Below are 21,767 nucleotides of genomic sequence, written 5' to 3' on the forward strand. Positions count from 1 at the left end.
TCTGATCAGTTATTTATGGAATAACCACATTAAATATTTACCGTATATCAGATCTAGATTCAATATCTGTCGATATATAATGGAGAGAATGATAAAATGATAGTGTACTGCTATGCTGTAAAACACTAGGGCGGTGATATAAGGCGAATAAACACTTATGACTTATACAAAAAGCTGTTTCATAAACGATGCTATTTACTTTGTTTATTTTTGCATATGCGTAATGTTTCAGAATTAGTTATGCATTTTTGTGTTACACTAATAAAGGTCTCACTTGTTTTATCCATAAATCAATTTTTCAATCCTAATTCTACCATATATTTAAAACAAAGGTTGCGAGCTCTCTAAGCAGTTCAAACTTTTGTATGTTAGATTGAGGCGAAAATATTGTGTATATTGGTTTGTGTCATCTTTAAAATGTGAAAAAAGCTTCATTTGAGGAAAATATAAATGCGTAAATGTAAAAACACGTTTCCACGATCATCTTTTATATTCAACTTTACAATTTAAAAAAACGTCTACGGTGATATTTTTGAATAATGAGGGTAATAACGAATTATCTTACGCTTTTGTTTCTTGCATTCTCGTGAGGTTGCATCGCTCATTCAAAACAAAACGCCATTGTACTGTTTATTCACGCGCTTTTTTAAGGAGCATCTCTCAATGTTCCCAAACTCATTTTACAACGATGTTTGAATAGTATAACGCAAAATACCCTGTGAATACTACAAGATTTATGTCCCCCATCTTTCCCATCGTGACAATAAAGTGCAAATCAGAATCATCATTTTATTTTTCAGCTCTTAAATGTTGATGCAACCTTAATGTTGAGAAAACCCTCGGCATTTGAGGGGTATTTTTACTCTTTTCTTCAATAGTATCTATATACTTCCCAAGTTGTGATACGCAAGGAAATGGTCTTAATATTTTAAGATACGCAATAAAGTATATACAGCTTATTTCTTATATTAAAAAATTAAATCGCTTTTCTCTAAAATTACTTTTTATATATTCATTTTGGAAAATTAACATCAGAAATCTAAGCATTTTCAATGGTTTCAAAAATAGCAAGAATTTTATTTATTAAACGCCAGATATTTTGGTGAAGTGCGTTAGATAATAGTTAAGAAGTGGTGCATCTTAGTTTTGAAAAATGGGGGAGAGATTTTGAAAATAAAAAAATCTATATATGTGAAACATCTTCAATTGCGTTTACAGTACTTTTTATTCAATAATCCATACAATATTTTTATTCGTATTTTATTTGTAGCGGGGGGGGTTCTATTTTCCTCTTACGCAGAAGCTGAAAGGTTGCCTTCTTTTTTTGATTCGCATGAACATTTGGTACAACCTGATACAACGGATATCTTTCGTTTGCGTTTTGTAACAACTTTTGATTTTCCTCCTTTTAATTTTATTGATCAATCGGGGTATCTTGCAGGTTATAATATCGATTTATTGCGTGCTATTTGCTCAAAATTAAAATTAGAGAAGCTTTGTGAAATAGAAGTGATTCCTTGGAAAGAGCTTTTAGAACATGTTAAAAATGGTGGTGCAGAAGTCATTATTGCGGGTTTAAAAGAAACAAGTAAAACCCAGCAAGATCTTGTTTTTACAAAGTCATATTTGCGCTTTCCAGCGCGATTTGTTGCTTCTCGACGTTTAAATCTCGATGAGCCAATAAGCGATCAATTGATACATTTAACCAGTGGTGTTTTGTCTAAAAGTGTTCACGAAAAACTCTTTCAATATTATTTTCCTAAAGCCAAATGGCAAGGGTTTAAAAAGAGAGAAGAGCTCTATAAAGCATTACAAGAGCGTAAAATTGACCTTATTTTTGATGATGGATTTGCTTTATCATTATGGTTCAAAAAACAAAAATCTGTTGATTGCTGCCATTTTGTTGGGGGGGCATATATGGCGCCACAGTTATTGGGGCAAGGAATGCAGCTTGCTGTTGCAAAAAAGAATGAAAAATTGGTTGATATACTCAATTATGCGCTGAAATCTCTAGAAGAGGATGGTAAACTTACAGAACTTTATTTGCGTTATTTTCCAATAAGTTTTTTTTGATGAGTAGTTTTTTAATTAAGGGCTGTTAATCTTTCTGCGCCTAGTCGATAGGAAATAGCTTCTGCGAGATGATAGCGTGAAAGAGTATCTGATCCGTCAAGATCAGCAATTGTGCGTGCAACTTTGAGAATGCGATGATAAGCGCGTGCGGAGAGGTGCATTTTTTCACTCACATCTCGTAAGAGTATGGTCGCACTTTTATCAGGAATGGCAATCTGTTCTATAATTTTGGCAGGGCAATCGCCATTGGTACGAATATGATCAAACCCCATTGTTGAAAAACGTTTAGCTTGAATGGTACGGCACCGTGCGACGCGTTTGGCAACGTCGCAGCTTTTTTCTGATTGTTCTGGTTGCATAAGGTCCATAGCCGTCAAAGCAGGGACATCAATCCGTAAATCAATTCGGTCAAGCAGAGGACCAGAAATACGGGACTGATAATCGATTTGACAGCGTATCCCTTTAGGGCAAACATGGTCTTTTTCGCCTGCCATACCACAACGGCAAGGATTCATTGCGGCAATAAGTTGGAAGCGAGCAGGATAGCTAATATGGTGATTAGCGCGGGCGATAACTGACTCCCCACTTTCTAAAGGTTGACGAAGAGAATCAAGAACCTGTGGAGAAAATTCAGGCAATTCATCAAGGAATAACACACCATTATGAGCAAGGGAGACCTCTCCCGGTCGTCCTTTAAGCCCTCCACCAATCATTGCGGCCATGGAAGCAGAATGATGTGGGGAACGAAAGGGGCAATGAAGTGAAATGGTATTATGAACCGTTTCTCCTGTAATAGAAGCAATCAGAGAGACATCTAAAAGCTCACGGCTATCAAGAGGTGGCAAAATGGAAGGTAAGCGTTGCGCTAGCATAGATTTTCCAGCACCAGGGGGACCTACAAACAAAAGGTTATGGCGTCCAGCAGCACAAACTTCTAAGGCACGTTTGGCTGTTTTTTGTCCTTTGATTTCGCAAAGATCTGGAAGTTCAGTTTCGATAGTATATTGGCGCGGTTGTGGACGTTTTTGAATTTGGGTTCCTTTGAAATGGTTGACTATAGTGAGCAGAGTCTCTGGGGCAAGAATATTTATTTCTGCATTTGCCCATGCTGCTTCAGGTCCACATTGGAAGGGACAAATCAGTCCTTTATCGAGTGATAAAGCTGTCATGGCAGCTGGTAAAACACCATTAACGGCGGTAAGTGAACCATCCAGTGATAATTCTCCTAAAATGACATAGTCTTGAGCTACTTCGGGAGGGAGGATTCCCATAGCAAGCATTAAGCCTACGGCGATTGGCAAATCATAATGCGATCCCTCTTTAGGCAAATCAGCTGGTGCAAGATTAATCGTAATTCGTTTAGTAGGCATAGAAAGTCCACAAGCGTGGAGGGCTGCTTGTACACGTTCACGGCTTTCTGCAACTGCTTTATCAGCTAATCCAACAATAGCCATTCCTATTTTACCAGACGAAATCATAACCTGTACATCGACAGGGACTGCTTCTAGACCGCGAAAAGCAACAGTTGTAATACGTGCGATCATTTATTTATTTTCCCCCTTTAGACTTGGTAGAGACAATCATATCTATTTATAAAAATCAAGAAGCATCTCTATAGCTTTTTTTATAGAGAGAACTATATACGTGGGCAGTTTTTTAGCATTCCCATGGAAAGTCATTTGTACAAATTTAACCATGATGATATGGGACGCAATAAAACATTTATAATAAGCTAAATAAATATGTTAAGAAAAAAAGAATGAGGCTGTTCGTGTTATACAACAGTGCAAAATTTTATGAAAATATAAGGGGAGGATAACGTTATGTATCGCAGAGTGTTATTTGATGTGATAAAACGTGTAAAATGTGCAAAGTAATTATATTTACCTTTCTTATTTTTATATTATTTAAAGCGTAGTAGATGCAAAGTGTATTATAAGGTATCTGATTTTATGGTATACCAGACAAGAATTTTGTTAAAATCAGGGACTGTGCGCTGTGTATTTATAGGCTTGTGTTTTACTTTTTCTTTTCCACAGCCACTTGCTGCATTTGATTTTTTCGGCATCCCTTTTTTTGGTCAAAAGAAAACAAATTCTTCTTCACATTATACCAAAAGTACAGAGAAATTTTATAAAGTTGATGTTGTTGCACCGCCAGGTGCACCATTAGAAGGTATAAAAATAGTTAAATCTGTTTCTTCTCTTGTTGCTGATAAAGAGAAAGCATCCGCCAGTTCTTCTGGTTTGCTCGCCAAGGCGCGTTCAGATTATCGAGCAATTCTTTCTGCTCTTTATGCTGATGGACGCTATGGTGGTGTTATTAGTATTAAAATTAATGGCTTAGAAGTCGCTGATTTAAGTCCGGTAACTCAACTTCCAGCACAATCGAATATCGTTATTACAATTAATGCTGGTCCACAATATGTTTTTAGTATTGCCAATATTGATAAAGTAGCTCCGTTTGAAAAACGTAAAGCGCATAAAATGCCCACAATTGAAGAATTGGGCTATAAATTTGGGGCTATTGCTAAATCTGAAACCATTTTGAAAGCAGAAAAATGGGCGATAGAAGGATGGCGGCAACAAGGTTATGCTAAAGCTAAAATTATGAAGAGTGAAGTCGTGGCTGACCATGCTGCGTTGCGTGTTGAAGGACGGATTGTTGTTGCTCCTGGACAAAAGGCTTATTATGGTCCTTTAAGTGTGCGTAATATAAGTAAGAAACCACGTGTAGATTCAGCTTATATCGCGTGGATGACCGGATTGAAACCAGGGCAGATATACGATTCTGATGCGTTAGCTAAGGCAAATGAACGTCTTGCGCGCCTTGGTGTTTTTCGTGCTATCAATATACGTGAGGCTGATACTATTAATCTAGATGGTAGTTTACCGCTTGCACTTGTTGTACAAGAACGTAAACCGCGTCGTTTTGGTGTAGGCGGTAGCTATTCAACTTTAGACGGTGCTGGTTTTGAGACTTATTGGATGCATAACAATCTTTTGGGTCATGCAGAGACTCTTAAAATTGAAACAAAAATAAGTGGTGTTGGTAGCAATAAAAAGCAATCATATAATTTTAAAAATTTTGATTATCTTTTCGGTGCTACATTTGTAAAGCCCGGTGTACTCACGCCAGATACAGATTTCAGATCAGAATTAAAAATACAACAAGATGTTTTAGAAAATTATACGACAAAAGCCATCAAAGGAAAATTAGGTATTACGCATATTTTTAATGGTAATCTATCGGGACAGGCTGCTGTAGAAGTTTCAAATGGTTATTCACGTGATATCTATTTTGGGAGCCGTAATTTTACAACAATCGGTTTCCCTAGCGGCTTGATTTACGATAGTCGTAATAATAAGTTTAATGCAACAAAAGGTTTATATGGTGAAGTTTTCATTGAGCCTTTTTATGAGATGCGTTTTAGCAACTTTGTTGCAAAAGTAACAGCAGAAGGTCGTTCTTATTGGGCGTTGGATGAAGGGGATCGTTTTGTTGTTGCTGCGCGGGCAAAGCTTGGTACAATTCTTGGGAATGATACAGCACAAGTACCCGCAAATACGCTTTTTTTTGCTGGTGGTGGGGGCTCTGTTCGTGGTTATGCTTACCGTAATATTGGTATCAAAACAGAAAATGATGGGGTTGTTGGTGGACGGGCGCTTATTGAGGGGTCAGCAGAATTGCGTGTTTCTTTAAATGATAAAATAGGGTTTGTCAGTTTTCTTGATGGAGGTTTAGTAGGGAAAAAGGCGAATTTTGATTTTTCTCAAAAAATTAAATGGGGAGCCGGTATAGGAGGTCGTTATATGACGGGTCTTGGTCCTTTACGCGTTGATTTAGCCTTTCCTTTAAAGAGAGAGAAGGGTGACCCTCGCATTGGTTTTTATGTGGGTATAGGGCAAGCATTTTAATGAAAAAAGGTGTACGTTTATCAGCTTTCTTCTTTGTATTTTTGTTTTTTGGGGTGGGTGGTTTTGTTTTTGCGCAAAGAGGAGACATTCTTCCCTCTAGCGAAATGAAAACAGATGATCGCTCATGGTTTGTTTCTTTAATTGAACGAAAGCTTTCAGCGCCTAATCGTCAAGTTCGTTTACACAATATGCAAGGGACACTGTCTTCTCAAACATCAATTGATACTATTACTGTCAGTGATAAAAAAGGGGTTTGGCTTAAAATTACCAATGCTAAAATGGATTGGAATCGTCTAGCGTTGCTGAGAGGGCGGATGGATATTAACCAGCTTTCGGCAGAACAGGTTACATTTTTACGCAAACCGCAAGGCAATTCTTCTTTTGTTTCTTCCCTTGAGACTGGTAAATTCTCTTTACCAAAATTACCGCTTGCTCTTTCTATCAATACGCTTACAGCTCAACATGTGACATTTGAACAGAATCTTTTTGGTTTTTCTGCTGATATGTCCTTAAAAGGCAATTTCACCTTGGCTGGTGGTAATTTTGATGTCGATATAGCGGCGCATCGTTTAGATGCACCGGGTTCTTTTTCTGTTCTCACCAAGATATCTGATAGTAATCGTACAGCTCAAATTGATATTTCTGCTAACGAACCACAAAATGGTATTTTGGCGAATATTTTTAACATTGAACAACGTCCAGCATTAAGTCTCGTCGTGAAAGGTGATGGTACTTTTGATGATTTGGTTATCAAACTTTCTTTAGAGTCCGATCATCATTCTATTTTAGATGGTAATGTTATTCTTGCAAGTGTTCCAGAAGGACAGAGTTTTTCTACGAAATTAGAGGGAACACTGAGCCCTTTAATACCTGTTCAATATCGTAGTCTCTTCGAATCTGATATAACATTAAAAGCAAAGGCAAGAAGAACAAAAGAAGGTGTGACACACCTTGATCAGATGGTTATTCAGAACAAAGCAATGAATGTTATAGCCAATGCTGAAATAACCGCTGATGGATTCTTGCGACGGCTTTTTGTTGATGGCAAAATGGCTCTTGATAACGAAAAGGAGTCTATTCATTTACCTATATCAGAAGTGCCAAAACCTGCGAATACTCTTGCTTTGAACATTGACTATGGTCGCGAAGGTCAACAATCTTGGAATGGGCGGTTGGTTGTAAATCATTTAAGCAATAAAAATATTTATATTCGCGATGCAATTTTTGATATGGGAGGAGTAAGCGAAAATCTTGATAATGCAGCTTCTCGTCATGTTGGTGTTCAGGTTAAAGGGACGCTTCAAGGGGTTAAAAAGATTAAGGGAGCGTTAGTAGAAAATTTAAGCCAAGCGGTTCATGTGCATTTAGATACGGATATTGTTTCGAACAAACCAATTTTGATTCATGATCTGAGTGTTACGGCTCAGGGTTTTTCTTCTTGGTTAAAAGGGACAATGGAGAATTTTGTTTTTAAAGGCGATCTCGGTTTAAAAGCTCAAACATTAACTCCTTTGGAAGTGTTCAGTAAACAATCACTTTCTGGTAATGCAGATATTAAAGCCAAAGGAACGATCAGTTTATTGAGTGGCATTTTTGATCTCCAATTATCAGGAATGGCTGACGATATGAAAATAGGCGTGCAGTCTTTTGATCGTTTATTCAAAGGAAATACTACTCTTTCAGGTGGCACTGCTCGAAATACAAAGGGCTTCACTTTACGTCATTTTAATTTGAAAAATCAATATACAAATATAGAGGCTAATGGTTATTTTTCAGATGAAAGCGCTAAAATGGATCTATCTGCTCAAATATCTGATTTGTCCAAATTAGACTCAAAGATAAGCGGTGCACTTACAATTCAAAGTACGGCGAGAGGGCGCAATAGCCATATAAAACTAAATACGCGTGCCCATATTTCTGAAGCATTAATTGTAGGGAAGAAACTTCAAAACACAACATTTAACATAGATGCATTTGTAGATAATACAGCACCAGTTACTTCTTTAACAGGGGTGGTAAAGGGTGAAGGAATTTTTGCTAAGAAACCTTTGCATTTATCGGCCTCTTTTGAAGATTCTCATAAAATTCGAAAACTTGAAAATATCGATATTAGAGGGGGAAGTGCAAAAATAACGGGTGATCTTTCTCAACAACTTGGCGGTTTTTTGAAAGGAGCGCTGCATATTGATGCCGATGATATTTCCGTACTTTCAGCGTTATTTTTGCAGGATGGTAGTGGAAAAGTAAAAGGAGATTTTATTTTTGATGAACAAAATGGCAGACAAAAAACCAATGTGAAGGCGCATGTTAACCATTTGAATTTTTCCAAGAATAAAATAAAAAAATTGGCAATAGATGCTGACATATTCGATCCTTTTGGCATGACTCAGTTTGAAGGAGTTATCAATGCAGAACATATTCAAACACCTTTGGTAATGGTCAATCGTTTAAATGCTCACGCTGATAGGAATAATGGACAAACGGTTTTTACTGTCCAGGCGATGTTGCATGATACTCTCAATGCAAGGCTTTCTGGTCGTTTAATGGTTGAGGAACTTCCAGAAAGTATAAAACGAGAAGTGCAAATTGAAGCTGTGGACTTAAAACAACATACTTTTCATGCAACATTGCCGAAGCCATCTATAATTTCTTTTGATAAAGATGGAATGACAATCAATGAATTAGGAATTGCAATAAATGGAGGCAACATCATTTTAGCAGGAAATATTCAAGATACCCTGAATTTACAACTTACAATGAATGCGCTTCCTGCTGCTTTAGTCAATTTGTGGAAATCCGATCTTGGAGCAGCAGGGAGTGTAACAGGGCAGGTTATGATTCGTGGTCATTTAAAAAAACCTGATATAACTTACGATATAAAAGGTGAGGGACTGACAACCGTTGCTTTTCAAGATAAAAAAATTATGCCTTTTTCTCTTTCTGCTACGGGAAACACTGTAGATCAAAATCTTACTTTGAATGCAAATTTAACAGGAGAAGGAGTACAAGCACAAGCTCAGGGGCGTGTATCTCTAGAGAAAAATGCGCTTGATCTTCATATTAATTTGCAAAATTTATCTGCACGTTTGGCGAATGGTTTTATTGCAGGACAAGCGCTTGATGGGACAGTGATAGGTAAAGTTGATATTGGTGGAACAATGAAGGATCCATCTGCTCATTTTGAGCTTTCTAGTCAAAATTTAACCGCTATGACGCATAAAGGACCGATGTCAATCAATATAAATGCTCGTGGTTCTTATAAAAAATCGACATTTCATATTGAAAATATGATAGCTACTGGAGATAAAGGATTAGATCTTTCCATCCATGGGCCTGTATCTCTTAATGGTTCAGAGGCAAAATTAAACGTTAAAGGGATAATGCCTCTTGATTTTGTTAATCTCTTATTAGCTAAGCGTGGTGCACATATAACGGGTACAGCAAGAATTGATACAGCTCTTAATGGGTCATTATCAAAGCCACAATTAATAGGAAATATTTCTATAGGCGACGGTAGCTTTTTTGATTCACAAACAAATGTAGGATTAAATAATATAACGATTGAAGGCAAATTGAAAGGTGATCATATCCTTATAGAAAAAGCTTCAGCTTCTTCGTTTGAGGGGGGAGGAATTTCTGCTTCAGGTCGTATCTCTAATGGTCTAGAGACAGATTTGATATTTCATCTTGATAATGCCAATTATAATGATGGTTCTATGATTCTGGCAACATTATCAGGTGAGATGACAATGACAGGTCATTTTTTAAATAGTCTTGTTCTTGGTGGTGATATCATCGTTGAAAAAGCTGAAGTTTTTGTTCCTGATCATTTTAAAAATGCCAAGTTTCTTGATGTTAGAAATAAGAATTTAACTAAATCGATTCAAACAACACTTGAACGTGCTGATGTTAAGAACACGAACAAAAGCAAAAGCCGTATAGTTACACAAGAATCTTCATCTGTCGTGCTATCAAATATGCGTATTACAGCACGCAATCAATTTTTTGTACGCGGAAAAGGCTTAGATGCTGAACTGGGAGGACGCATTAATCTAGCAGGTCCATTGAATGATGTGCATCCAGTTGGTGAATTTAGAATGATTCGTGGACGTTTTGATATCTTGTCGCAACGTCTTAATTTTGATCAAGGACAAGCGAGTTTTAGTGGTAATCTTAATCCTACGGTTTATTTTGTAACCAACAATAACAGTGGTGATATTCGCGTCACTGTAACTGTAAGTGGGACGGTTGATAATCTTGATATTAATTTTTCATCACAACCAAATTTGCCTCAGGATGAGATTTTGGCGCGTTTGATTTTTAAACGCTCTCTTAATGAATTATCACCATTTCAGATTGCTCAACTTGCAGCAGCAGCGGCTGATCTTGCAGGTAGTTCTAATACATCTTTGTTGAATACTTTACGAACTAAAATTGGACTTGATGATCTTGATGTTATCGTTAATGAGAAAGGGAATACAGGCTTACGTATTGGACGCTACATACACAATAATATTTATTTGGGCTTTGAAGCAGGGTCTGATGGAACGACGAAAGGGACAATTAATTTAGATATTTCGCGTCATCTCAAAGCTAAAGGTGCCATAGGAAATGAACAAAATTCTAGTATAGGTCTCTTTTATGAAAGAGATTATTAAAGATTGAATTTTAAAAAAACAATTTCTTTGTTTTTTGTCTCTCATTTCTAAATCTGAGGAAGGAGGCATAGACTAGAAATCCTATAAAAGAAGAAGCTTTTTGTTGAGGCGTGAAGAGATATATCTGAAATATTTGATTTTTGTTATGCTATTCTCTAAAGGGACAAAATCTTCACGAAAGATAGTATGTTATTTTGCTGCTATATATTTATTTTAGAGAAATACCTTACCTTGTTTTCAAGCCCATATCGTGCTGTTGCCTAAAGAATGTAGTGTGTGCAATATATTGATTTATAAAGATAATTTATTGTTATTCAACTTGAATTAGAACTTTGAATATCGTACGAATCTCTTTCGTATTGAATCAATCAAAATCATTCGGCTTGTATGCTACAAGCGGAGAATCCTGTGTGGATAAAACTATTAAGAAATAACTAAAAATGCCTCTTATGAATCATCTCGAGAGCTAAGAGCTGTCGCAACATTAGGGACTGGCAGAATAGTGTGAGTGGTGTCGGCTTGTTACTCCATAAGCGTAAAGATAGAGGGGGTTAATGGATTTATCGTTATACAATTCACGAATGTTATTGCGAATGGGCTTAGGGAAGACTTTGAGAGAGGTCTCTTTAAAACAAGTACGTGAATTTGCAACACAATGGCATTCTGTTTTTACGTGAAGGACATGATTCCATTAAAGACCGTCAAAAACGTGAGGCAAGCAGAGAATTCATAAGATATCGATTTTATTGTCAAACGCATTTAAAGCAATATTTTTTAATAATAAAAATTACCTATTATTTTAGATTTTGTTTATTGTGTCTGGAATAAGATCACTTTTCTTATAACGAATAGCTCCCAAAACAGAATACTCCAAAATATAACATTATTGTGTTGCAAGTTTATGTACTTGTTTTAAAGGAACATTTCTCAGTGTGCGCTTGAGTCTATTTCATAAGATTGCTTGTGAAATGGTATAAAGTATCTCTTATGAATGGTATAAAATCTACACTACCGTTATTAATAAAGGTATAAGTATTTACTAAAGCTATAAGCCGGCATTATCATTCTATTTTCCAGCTTTTCATGTTGCTGACAATCTTTTCACTTGAAAGTGTAAAGGTATTTTTATTGCTTATCTTAAGAGTTTTTATGCATATACCAATATCTCTTATGACGTACAACAAGCGCTTTTAATTGATTCATCATAAATATAAAGAAAATTTGCAATAAGCAAATTACATCTTATCTTTTGTATTCAACAAAATAGCGAGTAAAGTTTTCATCTAAATCCAAGAATTTTATTTTCAATAAACCATAAATTCTTTACCACTTCTTGATTGAAGTAATGCTTTTTCTTGATAACAAGTCTTTTTTTATAAATGGAGCATTACCTTCTATCCATTTTTTATTTCAAATCTTATTTAAGGATCTAGAAATTAGGGGGTATGTTTTTTGAACTGGATATTATGAAGTTTTTTATAAAACCCATGTTCTTTTGCTAGCAATTCTTTTTGAGTACCTTGTTCAATCAGTTGTCCATTTTGTATGACCACAATTTTGTGAGCACGAGCAATCGTTGAAAGGCGATGAGCAATAATGATCGTTGTGCGTCCTTTAGTAAGGTGGTGAATGGCTTCATTAATTTGTGCTTCGGTGTGTGAATCGAGCGCACTTGTTGCTTCATCAAGAATCAGAATTTCACTATCGTGAATCATTGCTCTAGCGATAGCGAGTCGTTGTTTTTGCCCCCCTGAAAGATTACAGCCATTATCACCTATCTGTGTATCATAACCATTTGGCAAACTCATAATAAAGTCATGAGCATTTGCTGCTTTTGCTGCTTCGATAATTTCGTCATCACTAGCCCCTTCTTTTCCAAGCCCGATATTATATTTAACAGTTCCTTGAAAGAGAAAAGTATCCTGTCCTACATAGGCCATCAGGTTTCTCAGAGAGCGAAATGTTGTGTAGCGAATGTCTTGATCATTAATCAATATGCGTCCTTTTGTGGGGTCATAGAGGCGCATAATAAGGTTGATAAGGGTTGATTTTCCCGAACCGGATGGTCCCACCAATGCTGTCATTTTTCCGGCTTCTATTTCTAGGTTGATGTCTTTCAATATCATTTTGTTATTAGTGTATGCAAAAGAAACATGTTCGAAACGAATAGTTCCTTGCGTTTTATTCAGATCTTTAGCTTCTTTATGTTCTACAACTGTAAGGGGACAATCGAGTATTTCAAACATCGTACGGATATTGACCAAGCCAGATTCAATTTTAACACGTACATTTGCTAGTCTTTTTGCGGGTTCATAAGCTAAAAGTAAAGCAACAATAAAGGACATAAATTCACCTTGAACACCTGCGCGTTGGGTTGCAAGATAACCGGAAAAACAAATAATACCTGCAATGGCAACACCCGTGAGTGTTTCCATAATTGGATTGGTAATAGCTTCGAGTGTTGCAATACTGTTTGTTTGTTTTTCAACATCACAAATGGCTTTGTCCATCCGTTTTTTCATGATTTCTTCTAGTGAAAAGGCCTTGATGATTCGAATACCAACAGCCGTTTCCTGTACGATTTTGATAATTTCACCAAGTGAAAGGAGTTCTTTTTCCATCAAGCTGCGAACGCGTTTTAAAGCCATTCGAACGCCTAAAAAAGCTAGTGGTCCTACGATTAAAGTAATGGAGATTAACACAAAGTTTTGAATGAACATGACAAGCAACAGACCACTAACGGAAAGCAAATCACGTACAAAAGTTGTGATAATAGTATCAATTATATTACGTACGGCTGTCGCGTTATGAGTTACACGAACAAGAAGATCAGATGAAGTGTTATTATGATAAAAAGAGACACCTTGTTCCATAAGTCGTGCAAAAATTTTACGCTGTTGTTCAGCAATGATACTATTGCCTGCTTTGTTTAGAAAGTAAGTTTGGAAAAAAGTTGCAACTCCTTTGAGAATAAAGATAAAAGCAATGAAGCTAGAAATCAAAACAATCATAGGAAAATTTTGTGCATCAATAATCTGATTAACAACATCCCGCATAATCCATGCACTGGTTGCTGTGGTACAAGAAATGATGATCATTGAGAAGATAGCCGCACTGTACCAACGCATATGTTTACGAAAATTTTCTCGCAAAAGGCGGATAATAAGATGTTTGTCAAAAGAGGAAATTTGTTTTTTAGCCATGAAGAGTTTCTATATTCTCTCATTATTTTATGCAAGATTGAAACACTCTTAATTAAAAAGCCCCTTAATCTTTTTTACAAAAATAGCTTTTTCTTTCAAGGTTCATTACATCAATTTCACGACGGTGAGAGTGAAGAATGTAGTGCAAAGTTTCTGTAAAAGGTATAACGAAAATTCGTTGTTCATCATTATTTTTAGTTTTCAATAAAAGATACCGGTGAGTTTCACTATTGTATTTACCAATTTCCATATTGTGATAGCCTTTGGCACTTGAAATGGCTCACAAAAAACATTTCTGCTTTTTTAATAATTTTTATGTATCATCTCCATTTGTGATGTGTAAGCAAACAATTTTGCCGCATTGCATGATAAAAGAGCTTGAAATAAGAAGACCTTACAATGTTTGAGCTTTCTCATTAATATGCAAAATAACGAATTCTTCTTATAAATCGGTCAAGCATTATTAAACTTTTAAAAGGATTTATACACATTTATAAAACCTTAAAAGCACCACAAAAATTCTATGTGGTGCTTCTAAATAATACTATACACATCATTTTGATGCGTTGCATGCGAATATTATTCCAATGCAAAACTATTTAGGTGCTATCACCATCATCATTTGCCGGCCTTCAAGCTTTGGCTCCAATTCGATTTTGGCAATTTCACTTGTATCTTCTTTCACACGCTGAAGAAGCTTTAATCCAAGATCTTGGTGAGCCATCTCACGACCACGAAAACGCAAAGTAATCTTTACTTTATCACCATGATCAATAAAGCGATGAACAGCCTTGAGTTTGACTCCATAATCATGGACATCAACATTTGGGCGCATCTTAATCTCTTTGATTTCGATGACTTTTTGCTTCTTACGTGTTTCAGCAGCTTTTTTTTGGGTTTGATATTTTAATTTTCCCAAATCGATGATTTTACATACAGGTGGCTCCGCATTTGGTACAATTTCAACCAAATCAAGTCCCGCATCTGCAGCCATAGCAAGAGCTTCTTGTATCGCAACAACTCCCTGATGTTGTCCCTCATCATTGATAAGCTGAACATGAGGTACCCGAATATCCTGATTTGAACGTGGTCCGTCTTTTTGGGTAGGTGTCATTTTAAACGGTTTACGAATGGTTTATGCTCCTTAAATTTTGATTCAACTACAGTTAATTTAATATACAATTATGTACCTAAAAACAACTATAATTCGTGTTATTTTCATTATTTGATTTATTACTTTTTGGAATGATTTAGATTATAAAAGTTTTTCTCTTAATTTAAAGAAATTGTTTTATAGAGGATAAAAAATCATGGATCAAAATATTTCTTGTCAGTTTTTTTCATTTGAGAACACCGCACTTGCAGTACGCTATCGCAAGGGGCGCCAATCTCCAGGTTTGGTTTGGCTTCCTGGCTATCAATCCGATATGTTAGGAAGTAAGGCAACGTTAGTTGATCAGTTTGCTCAGAAGAATGATTTGTCTTGTTTACGTTTTGATTATTCTGGACATGGAGAATCTGAAGGTGATTTTTTTCAAGGAACAATTTCGCGTTGGGTTAAGGAAAGTTTAGCGACTTTTGAAACCTATTGTGAGGGTCCACAAATTTTGATTGGTTCCTCTATGGGGGGGTGGATTGCGCTAAGGCTTGCAATGATGCTAGCACAGAAAAATAAGAAGCTTGCTGGCATGATATTGATTGCTCCAGCACCTGATTTTACACAAACATTGGTGGAACCAAAATTAGGCCCAGAAGAATGGAAGATTTTGGAGGAGAAAGGCTATATTGAACGACCTGCAGTTGATGATACAGAGCCAATGCCCTTTACAAAAACATTGATTGAAGATGGGCGCGAAAATTGTGTTATGAAAGGATGCATTGATGTTGGATGTCCAGTCCATATTCTACAAGGGATGGAAGATGAAGATATCCCCTATCAGCATACATTGACTTTACTTGATCATTTACCTCTCCATGATGTAACATTGACACTTGTTCGTGATGCGGATCATCGCTTTTCTCGTCCACAAGATTTAGATTGCCTTGAAACAGTATTGAGATCTTTTATTAATCAGATTAATGCAAAGTAAGGGGTACATTTATTGATGAAGATAAAAATATATGAGCATTTCTAAACAGCATTTTATTTTTTCTGAGCGCTCTGTACCTGTACGGGTGCGGGAAAATAAGTATGCGCGCCGTCTTACCTTACGTATTGATGCCAGAAGTCAGGAGATTTGTGTAACAACACCACCAGCAATAAATCTCTATGCGGTTGAAAATTTTATTGAAAAGCATCGATCTTGGATTGAGGCACGTCTTGCTCATGTACAAATCTCTCATAAAAATGCTTATCTCAAAGAGGGGGCGACAATTCCCTTATTGGGTGTTTCTCATACCATAAAGCATAGAGAGGGACGTGGGGTAACAGAAATCATTACAGCAGATGCGGAGCAAGGGCCTGAAATTATTGTTTATGGTCAATTAGAATATCTCCCAAGACGCATTGCTGACGTTTTGAAAAAACAAGCGGCGCTTATTATAACGCCTTTGGTGGCACATTATGCTCATCAGGTAGAGCGTAAAGTCAAATCCATTTGTTATAAAGATACGAGAAGTCGTTGGGGCTCTTGTTCAATCGATAAGCGTCTTTCTTTTTCTTGGCGCCTTATTATGGCACCAAAAGAAGTTGTTGAGTATGTTGTTGCCCATGAAGTTGCTCATCTTGTTGAAATGAATCATGGGCCAAGATTTTGGGCTCTTTGTGAAGAGCTATGTCCTGATAGTAAAACATATCGTGCTTGGTTGAAAGAAAATGCTCCTAGACTGCATGCAATTAATTTTGATTCATATAATTTAGAGGCGTAAAAAACTTTCAAATGAAGGCAATATTTAACGGAACTTTTTGTTGAGTGTTTTGTTGAGTGTGTGCTTGCTCATGTATAATGAGGAAGCCATTGAAGCTCTCAGCACGATTGTTCTCCCCTGCTTGGTTTGCTGAGTGTCTTCAATGTTTTGCTTTATCTTTTTTGTAATTCAGCGTAATAACCCTAAGTTCCGATGACTTATAAAAAATGGGAAGGTTTTTTATGTCTGTTCTTACAGATCCACTTCAGCTATTACAGGCACTTATTCGTTGTCCTTCTGTTACACCTCATGAAGCAGGGGCTTTATCAACTTTGGAACAATTTTTGAAAAAAATGGGATTTCACGTCGATCGCCCTGTTTTTACGGATAAAAATACAGATAATGTTGAAAATCTTTATGCAAAAATGGGGAGTGAAGGACCCCATCTTATGTTTGCGGGTCATACGGATGTCGTACCGCCAGGTGCATTGGAAGATTGGACTTACCCACCTTTTGAAGCTGTTATAGATCAGGGGAAATTATATGGGCGGGGTGCTGTTGATATGAAGGGTGGTATCGCTTGTTTTATTGCGGCTCTAGCGCGAGTTCTTGAGAAACGACCCATTAAAGGAAGGGTAAGCCTTTTAATTACTGGTGACGAAGAGGGGCCTGCTGTTAATGGTACGGTAAAACTTCTCAAATGGGCAGAAAAAAAAGGCGAAAAATGGACTGCGGCTCTTGTGGGAGAACCAACAAGCGTAAAGACTGTTGGTGATATTATCAAAATTGGTCGCCGCGGATCGATTTCTGGTGTCATTACCGTGAAGGGTCGTCAAGGTCATGTTGCTTTTCCAGAGAGGGCTGCCAATCCCTTGCCTTTGGCAAGTAAGCTTATTCAAGCATTGACACAAATCGTCTTAGATAAAGGGACAGAAAATTTTCAACCCAGTAATTTAGAGCTAACAAGCATCGATACCGGTAATTTAGCGGTCAATGTTATCCCAGCGCAGACAACAGTTCATTTTAATATACGCTACAATGATCTTTGGACAAAAGAAACACTGATGAAGGAAATTGAAAAGCGTCTTGCTTTGGTGCAATCAAAAAACAATGGTGATCAATATCCCTCTTATCAGCTTGAATGGATTCCAAGTTTAGGAGATGTTTTTTTGACCAAAAATGATAAACTCATTCAAACTTTATCCAATGCTATTAAAAGTGTAACAGGGAATATACCAGAATGTTCCACTTCTGGTGGTACTTCAGATGCGCGATTTATTAAGGATTATTGCCCAGTGGTTGAATTTGGCTTACCAGGGCAAACGATGCATATGGTAGATGAGTGTGTAGCCCTTGATGCAATGGAAACACTTACTACTATTTATGAGCGTTTTATTATTGAATTTTTTGCATAAAGAAAAGGTTGCTGGTTCAAAAATACCTTTATCTTGTTGTGCCATAAGATATTGCCATTTATGGTGTGGTGATACGAGACTCGTAAAACTTAATATATTAAGTAGTCTTAGAGTAAGTAATGAATATTCTTAAGTTGGGATTCTTGCCTGTAGAGTCTTTAAGTTAAGTGAATTACATAATTGAAAAGCCAAAAGAGACCTGCTTGAAGAAGCAGAACTGTTTAGACCATATTGGATTGAAAATATTCGTTCTTTAAGGTGTAGAAAGGCGGTGCAATCATATATGGAAAACAATGAATATTATATCATCATTGTGTAGTGACAGGTTGAAGCCATGAAGACACACAAAAACATGCTGCTATTGTAAAAAGTTCGTACAACATAAATGCGCTCATTCACAGCTCATGTTTTAATATGGTTTCTGAGCTCTCACAAAAGGCACTTCTTGTTCCAATTAGACTCTCTTAGAATAAAGACTATAGGAAAAGCGCTTTAAGTTTATTTTATTTCATATATTTTGCTCTGCTTTTTTTGTCCCCAAGAACTTCCGTTGCAATATCATTACGAGATAGAAGGTGAGGTTATTTAATCAGCTTTAATATTGGTTATGATAAAGGTACACAGAAATTCTTTTGTAGCATCACGTTGACTTCTTTAGCCAAGGATTGTCCTAGTATTATTCTCAATTTTTTAATTAAATAACTTTAAAGGACGCGTATAGACACTTATAAGCATATACGCATACAAGTAAGATCATATGAGATTAACATCGTTTCACTCGCTAACAAAGCAATACCGATTCATATTTAGTATATTTGTCATTTGAGTGCATTATTTGTTTAGTAAAACTCATGATGTTGCTGTTACCTATAAATTAATACCGATCATACGGCTGCGTATCTCAAATAAATATTGGTTCAGTATTTTTTGCGATAACAGCTTTTACATGCCAGAATAGGATAAAAGCATTGTGTATATCTATTTTTTATAATCTCTGAAACAGACATACAAACATAACCTCATTGAGGGGAAATATAAAGGTATAAAGGTGAAAATCAGCGTTCTTTTTTACTTTCTCTTTTATTCAGCTTTACGGTTTTCAAAATTATCTAGAGTAATATCTTTTTAAATAATCAGAAATTGATGCATGGCTTCATGTTTATTTCTCTGGTTCTTTTAATGGTGGCACGATTTCATAAAGAAAAAATACATTATCGTATTATGCATTCACGTACTTGTTTTAAAGAAATTTTCTCAATGTTTGTCACATTTGTGCTACTACGGTGCTTATGAATGTTGTAATATAAAATCTATAATGCCTCCCCATCTTTATGTTTATGAAAAATAAAGTTAGAGCACCATACACTTTCTAGCTCAAAATATTGCAATAGCTTTTAGCACTTAAGAGTGTTCATAAGAGGCCTTTTTACTCCTTTTTTATGGTTTTTATCCACATGCTTCTCTATTTTTAAGGTGTAAGCAAATGGCGATAACTAACTTGCTATAAATAGTTTTGAAATGAGAGAATCTCACGATATTCTAATCTCACCTTTGCTGTGAAAAATGATAATTATGATTAAAATAAGTATGTTGTTATAAAAACTTTAGTTTGCGAGTTGGCTGATGATGTGATCAAGAACAATACGTCCTTTGGTTGTTGCTTTTAAGCGTTGGTTATCCACCATTTCTATCAATTCTTGGTGTTGTAAATCGATCAGTTTTTCCATTGGGATACGTTTAGGGCTTAAGGTTTCATAGCGTATAAGTTCTAAGCCTTCGCAAAGGCGTAATCCCATAAGGAGCATTTCATTTGCCTGTTGTTCAGTGGTTAAATGTTCCGTTTCAATACAGCCATGTCCTGTTGTTTCTACCAAATTAAGCCACTGTTCGGGATGCTTTTCATTTATTGTGACATAACGTTCGCGGTTTTCAAGGTGTGATGACAATGTTTTTGAACAGAAAGAGGAATGATTCGATGCGTGCTCAATGAAACGTCCATGTGCTCCTGGACCAAAGCCTGCATATTGGTGATAACGCCAATAAAGAAGATTGTGTGCTGATTCGGCACCGGGCATTGCATGGTTTGAGATTTCATAGGCAGGAAGTCCATGTAGTGCCGTTATTTCTTGAGTAAGATGATACAGATCTGCTGCTAGCTCTGATGGGGGAAGGATAAGTCTTCCTGCATCATGAAGCCGTTTAAAGGCGGTTCCTTCTTCGATCGTCAATTGATAAAGAGAAAGATGGTCCGCTGCTAAATCAATTGCTTGTACAAGTTCAGATTTCCATTGTTCAAGGGTTTGTTCGGGGCGGGCATAAATGAGATCAAAGGATAAACGTGGAAAAATTTGCCGTGCTAAAGCAATGGCACAAAGAGCTTGTTCCACATTATGGAGTCGGCCAAGTTTGCGCAATGCTTTATCATTGAGCGCTTGTATCCCTAGAGATAAGCGATTAACACCTGCCGCACGGTATCCACGAAAGCGCTCTGCTTCCACACTGGATGGATTAGCTTCTAATGTAATTTCAACTTTATCATCGACTACCCATTTTTTTGCAAGTGCTTGCAATAGGGCATCGACAGTTTGCGGCTCCATAAGGGAAGGGGTTCCTCCACCAATAAAAATACTTGTAATATGGCGTGGGCCTATTTTGTGGTATTGCGTTTCTATTTCGCGCTTAAAGGCGGTGACAAAACGTGGTTGATCAACACCATGGATGCGAACATGCGAATTAAAGTCACAATAAGGACATTTAGCTACACAAAAGGGCCAATGAATGTAAATGCCAAAAGGTTCATTCATGAGAATGCTAAAAGGTTTTCTGCCAAAAGTTTGAAAGCACGTGCGCGATGTGAAAGAGGGGGAAGATCATTACGTTTCCAGTTGTGTTTTTGCTCTGTTGACATTTCTCCAAAGGTATTTTCATATCCATCGGGTAAAAAAATAGGATCAAAACCAAAGCCTTTATCTCCCCGTGGAGGCCAAATGAACGTTCCTTCAACGCATCCACGGAAGTAATCTGCATGAGCATCAGGCCATGCAATGCAAATGACGGATATAAAACGGCATTTCCGTTGACTTTTTTCTCGTGCTCCGACTTTTTGGAGTTCATTTTCTATTTTTTTCATAGCTTTTGGAAAATTACGTGTACCATCGGTTTGAATTGCCCAATCAGCGGTATAAACGCCTGGCGCACCTTCCAATGCATCTACCTCTAAGCCTGAATCATCAGAGAGCGCAGGAAGTCCTGTTTTTTTTGCTGCTGAAAAAGCTTTAATATAAGCATTTTCTTCAAATGTTTTTCCCGTTTCTTTTGGTTCTGGCAAGCCTAGTTCTTTTGCCGATTGTATTATTAAACCGAAAGGCGTAATTAAAGTAGTGATTTCATGCAATTTTCCGGTGTTATGTGTAGCAATGACAAGTTTTTTATCTGCTATGCTTCTCATATAGATTTCTCCAAAAATGAAAGGGGAATTATTTTTGTGCTAAAAAACGGTTTAAATGCTCATACACACACATTCTGCTTGCTCTAAAGGGTGAAATTTTCTATTTACAGCGGTTTTTAATCAAGCTAGATTTTCTTGACAAGTCCCTACAGCAGACCACTTTACAGATCAATTCTTAATCTTAAATATTTCTCACACACTCTAAC

At 36.7% G+C, this 21,767-nt stretch carries 12 protein-coding genes; 7 read left to right on the forward strand and 5 right to left on the reverse strand.

The window, feature by feature from the left end:
* Positions 1–1,167 precede the first annotated feature (1,167 nt).
* Positions 1,168–2,073, forward strand: a complete 906-nt coding sequence (locus tag ACFIM6_RS01595; RefSeq protein ID WP_375611372.1) for a transporter substrate-binding domain-containing protein — start codon at positions 1,168–1,170, stop codon at positions 2,071–2,073.
* Positions 2,074–2,084: 11 nt separating this feature from the next.
* Here ACFIM6_RS01595 and ACFIM6_RS01600 read toward each other — a convergent pair whose 3' ends face one another.
* Entirely contained in the window at positions 2,085–3,617 is a 1,533-nt protein-coding gene (locus tag ACFIM6_RS01600; protein WP_375611373.1) for a YifB family Mg chelatase-like AAA ATPase, read from the reverse strand.
* Positions 3,618–4,025: 408 nt separating this feature from the next.
* Between ACFIM6_RS01600 and ACFIM6_RS01605 the strand changes: the two genes are divergently transcribed.
* The 3 genes from ACFIM6_RS01605 (at position 4,026) to ACFIM6_RS01615 (ending at position 11,325) form a co-directional block, all read left to right on the forward strand.
* Positions 4,026–5,990: an autotransporter assembly complex family protein gene (locus ACFIM6_RS01605; protein ID WP_375611374.1), complete on the forward strand. Its 1,965-nt coding sequence runs from the start codon at positions 4,026–4,028 to the stop codon at positions 5,988–5,990.
* The gene (locus tag ACFIM6_RS01610) at positions 5,990–10,648 is read left to right on the forward strand and encodes a translocation/assembly module TamB domain-containing protein (RefSeq protein ID WP_375611375.1); all 4,659 of its coding nucleotides are present in this window, start codon (positions 5,990–5,992) and stop codon (positions 10,646–10,648) included. The genes ACFIM6_RS01605 and ACFIM6_RS01610 overlap by 1 nt, the downstream gene beginning before the upstream one ends.
* 554 nt (positions 10,649–11,202) lie before the next feature.
* On the forward strand, positions 11,203–11,325 hold the full coding sequence (locus tag ACFIM6_RS01615) for a hypothetical protein (RefSeq protein WP_375611376.1): 123 nt from the start codon (positions 11,203–11,205) through the stop codon (positions 11,323–11,325).
* A 759-nt stretch (positions 11,326–12,084) separates the two neighbouring features.
* Here ACFIM6_RS01615 and ACFIM6_RS01620 read toward each other — a convergent pair.
* Together ACFIM6_RS01620 and infC are read right to left on the reverse strand one after the other, a co-directional pair.
* Complete coding sequence (locus tag ACFIM6_RS01620; RefSeq protein WP_375611377.1) at positions 12,085–13,851, reverse strand: ABC transporter ATP-binding protein; 1,767 nt, start codon at positions 13,849–13,851, stop codon at positions 12,085–12,087.
* A 595-nt stretch (positions 13,852–14,446) separates the two neighbouring features.
* Positions 14,447–14,965 (reverse strand): translation initiation factor IF-3, encoded by a 519-nt coding sequence (infC, locus tag ACFIM6_RS01625; RefSeq protein WP_026500140.1) that lies wholly within the window; start codon positions 14,963–14,965, stop codon positions 14,447–14,449.
* A 196-nt stretch (positions 14,966–15,161) separates the two neighbouring features.
* Between infC and ACFIM6_RS01630 the strand changes: the two genes are divergently transcribed.
* From ACFIM6_RS01630 to dapE, 3 genes are all read left to right on the forward strand, one after another.
* Positions 15,162–15,941, forward strand: a complete 780-nt coding sequence (locus tag ACFIM6_RS01630; RefSeq protein ID WP_375611378.1) for an alpha/beta hydrolase — start codon at positions 15,162–15,164, stop codon at positions 15,939–15,941.
* Between the two features lie 31 nt (positions 15,942–15,972).
* A complete protein-coding gene (locus tag ACFIM6_RS01635; RefSeq protein ID WP_375611379.1) occupies positions 15,973–16,719 on the forward strand; it encodes a M48 family metallopeptidase in 747 nt (248 codons plus the stop codon).
* Between the two features lie 221 nt (positions 16,720–16,940).
* Positions 16,941–18,113 (forward strand): succinyl-diaminopimelate desuccinylase, encoded by a 1,173-nt coding sequence (gene dapE / locus ACFIM6_RS01640; RefSeq protein ID WP_375611380.1) that lies wholly within the window; start codon positions 16,941–16,943, stop codon positions 18,111–18,113.
* Positions 18,114–19,717: 1,604 nt separating this feature from the next.
* On the opposite strand, the gene hemW is transcribed toward dapE, so the two are convergent.
* Both hemW and rdgB read right to left on the reverse strand, forming a co-directional pair.
* Positions 19,718–20,917: a radical SAM family heme chaperone HemW gene (gene hemW, locus ACFIM6_RS01645; RefSeq protein WP_375611381.1), complete on the reverse strand. Its 1,200-nt coding sequence runs from the start codon at positions 20,915–20,917 to the stop codon at positions 19,718–19,720.
* Positions 20,914–21,561 (reverse strand): RdgB/HAM1 family non-canonical purine NTP pyrophosphatase, encoded by a 648-nt coding sequence (rdgB, locus tag ACFIM6_RS01650; RefSeq protein WP_375611382.1) that lies wholly within the window; start codon positions 21,559–21,561, stop codon positions 20,914–20,916. Before rdgB ends, hemW begins: the two co-directional genes overlap by 4 nt.
* Positions 21,562–21,767: the final 206 nt, after the last annotated feature.

Source organism: Bartonella sp. AA9NXGY (genome assembly GCF_042196845.1).
Classification (GTDB): domain Bacteria; phylum Pseudomonadota; class Alphaproteobacteria; order Rhizobiales; family Rhizobiaceae; genus Bartonella.

Coding starts and splice junctions, on each gene's coding strand:
- ACFIM6_RS01635 (WP_375611379.1), top strand. CDS start 15,973: ATGAGCATTTCTAAACAGCATTTTATTTTTTCTGAGCGCTCTGTACCT.
- hemW (WP_375611381.1), bottom strand. CDS start 20,917: ATGAATGAACCTTTTGGCATTTACATTCATTGGCCCTTTTGTGTAGCT.
- infC (WP_026500140.1), bottom strand. CDS start 14,965: ATGACACCTACCCAAAAAGACGGACCACGTTCAAATCAGGATATTCGG.
- ACFIM6_RS01610 (WP_375611375.1), top strand. CDS start 5,990: ATGAAAAAAGGTGTACGTTTATCAGCTTTCTTCTTTGTATTTTTGTTT.
- dapE (WP_375611380.1), top strand. CDS start 16,941: ATGTCTGTTCTTACAGATCCACTTCAGCTATTACAGGCACTTATTCGT.
- ACFIM6_RS01615 (WP_375611376.1), top strand. CDS start 11,203: ATGGATTTATCGTTATACAATTCACGAATGTTATTGCGAATGGGCTTA.
- rdgB (WP_375611382.1), bottom strand. CDS start 21,561: ATGAGAAGCATAGCAGATAAAAAACTTGTCATTGCTACACATAACACC.
- ACFIM6_RS01630 (WP_375611378.1), top strand. CDS start 15,162: ATGGATCAAAATATTTCTTGTCAGTTTTTTTCATTTGAGAACACCGCA.
- ACFIM6_RS01605 (WP_375611374.1), top strand. CDS start 4,026: ATGGTATACCAGACAAGAATTTTGTTAAAATCAGGGACTGTGCGCTGT.
- ACFIM6_RS01620 (WP_375611377.1), bottom strand. CDS start 13,851: ATGGCTAAAAAACAAATTTCCTCTTTTGACAAACATCTTATTATCCGC.
- ACFIM6_RS01600 (WP_375611373.1), bottom strand. CDS start 3,617: ATGATCGCACGTATTACAACTGTTGCTTTTCGCGGTCTAGAAGCAGTC.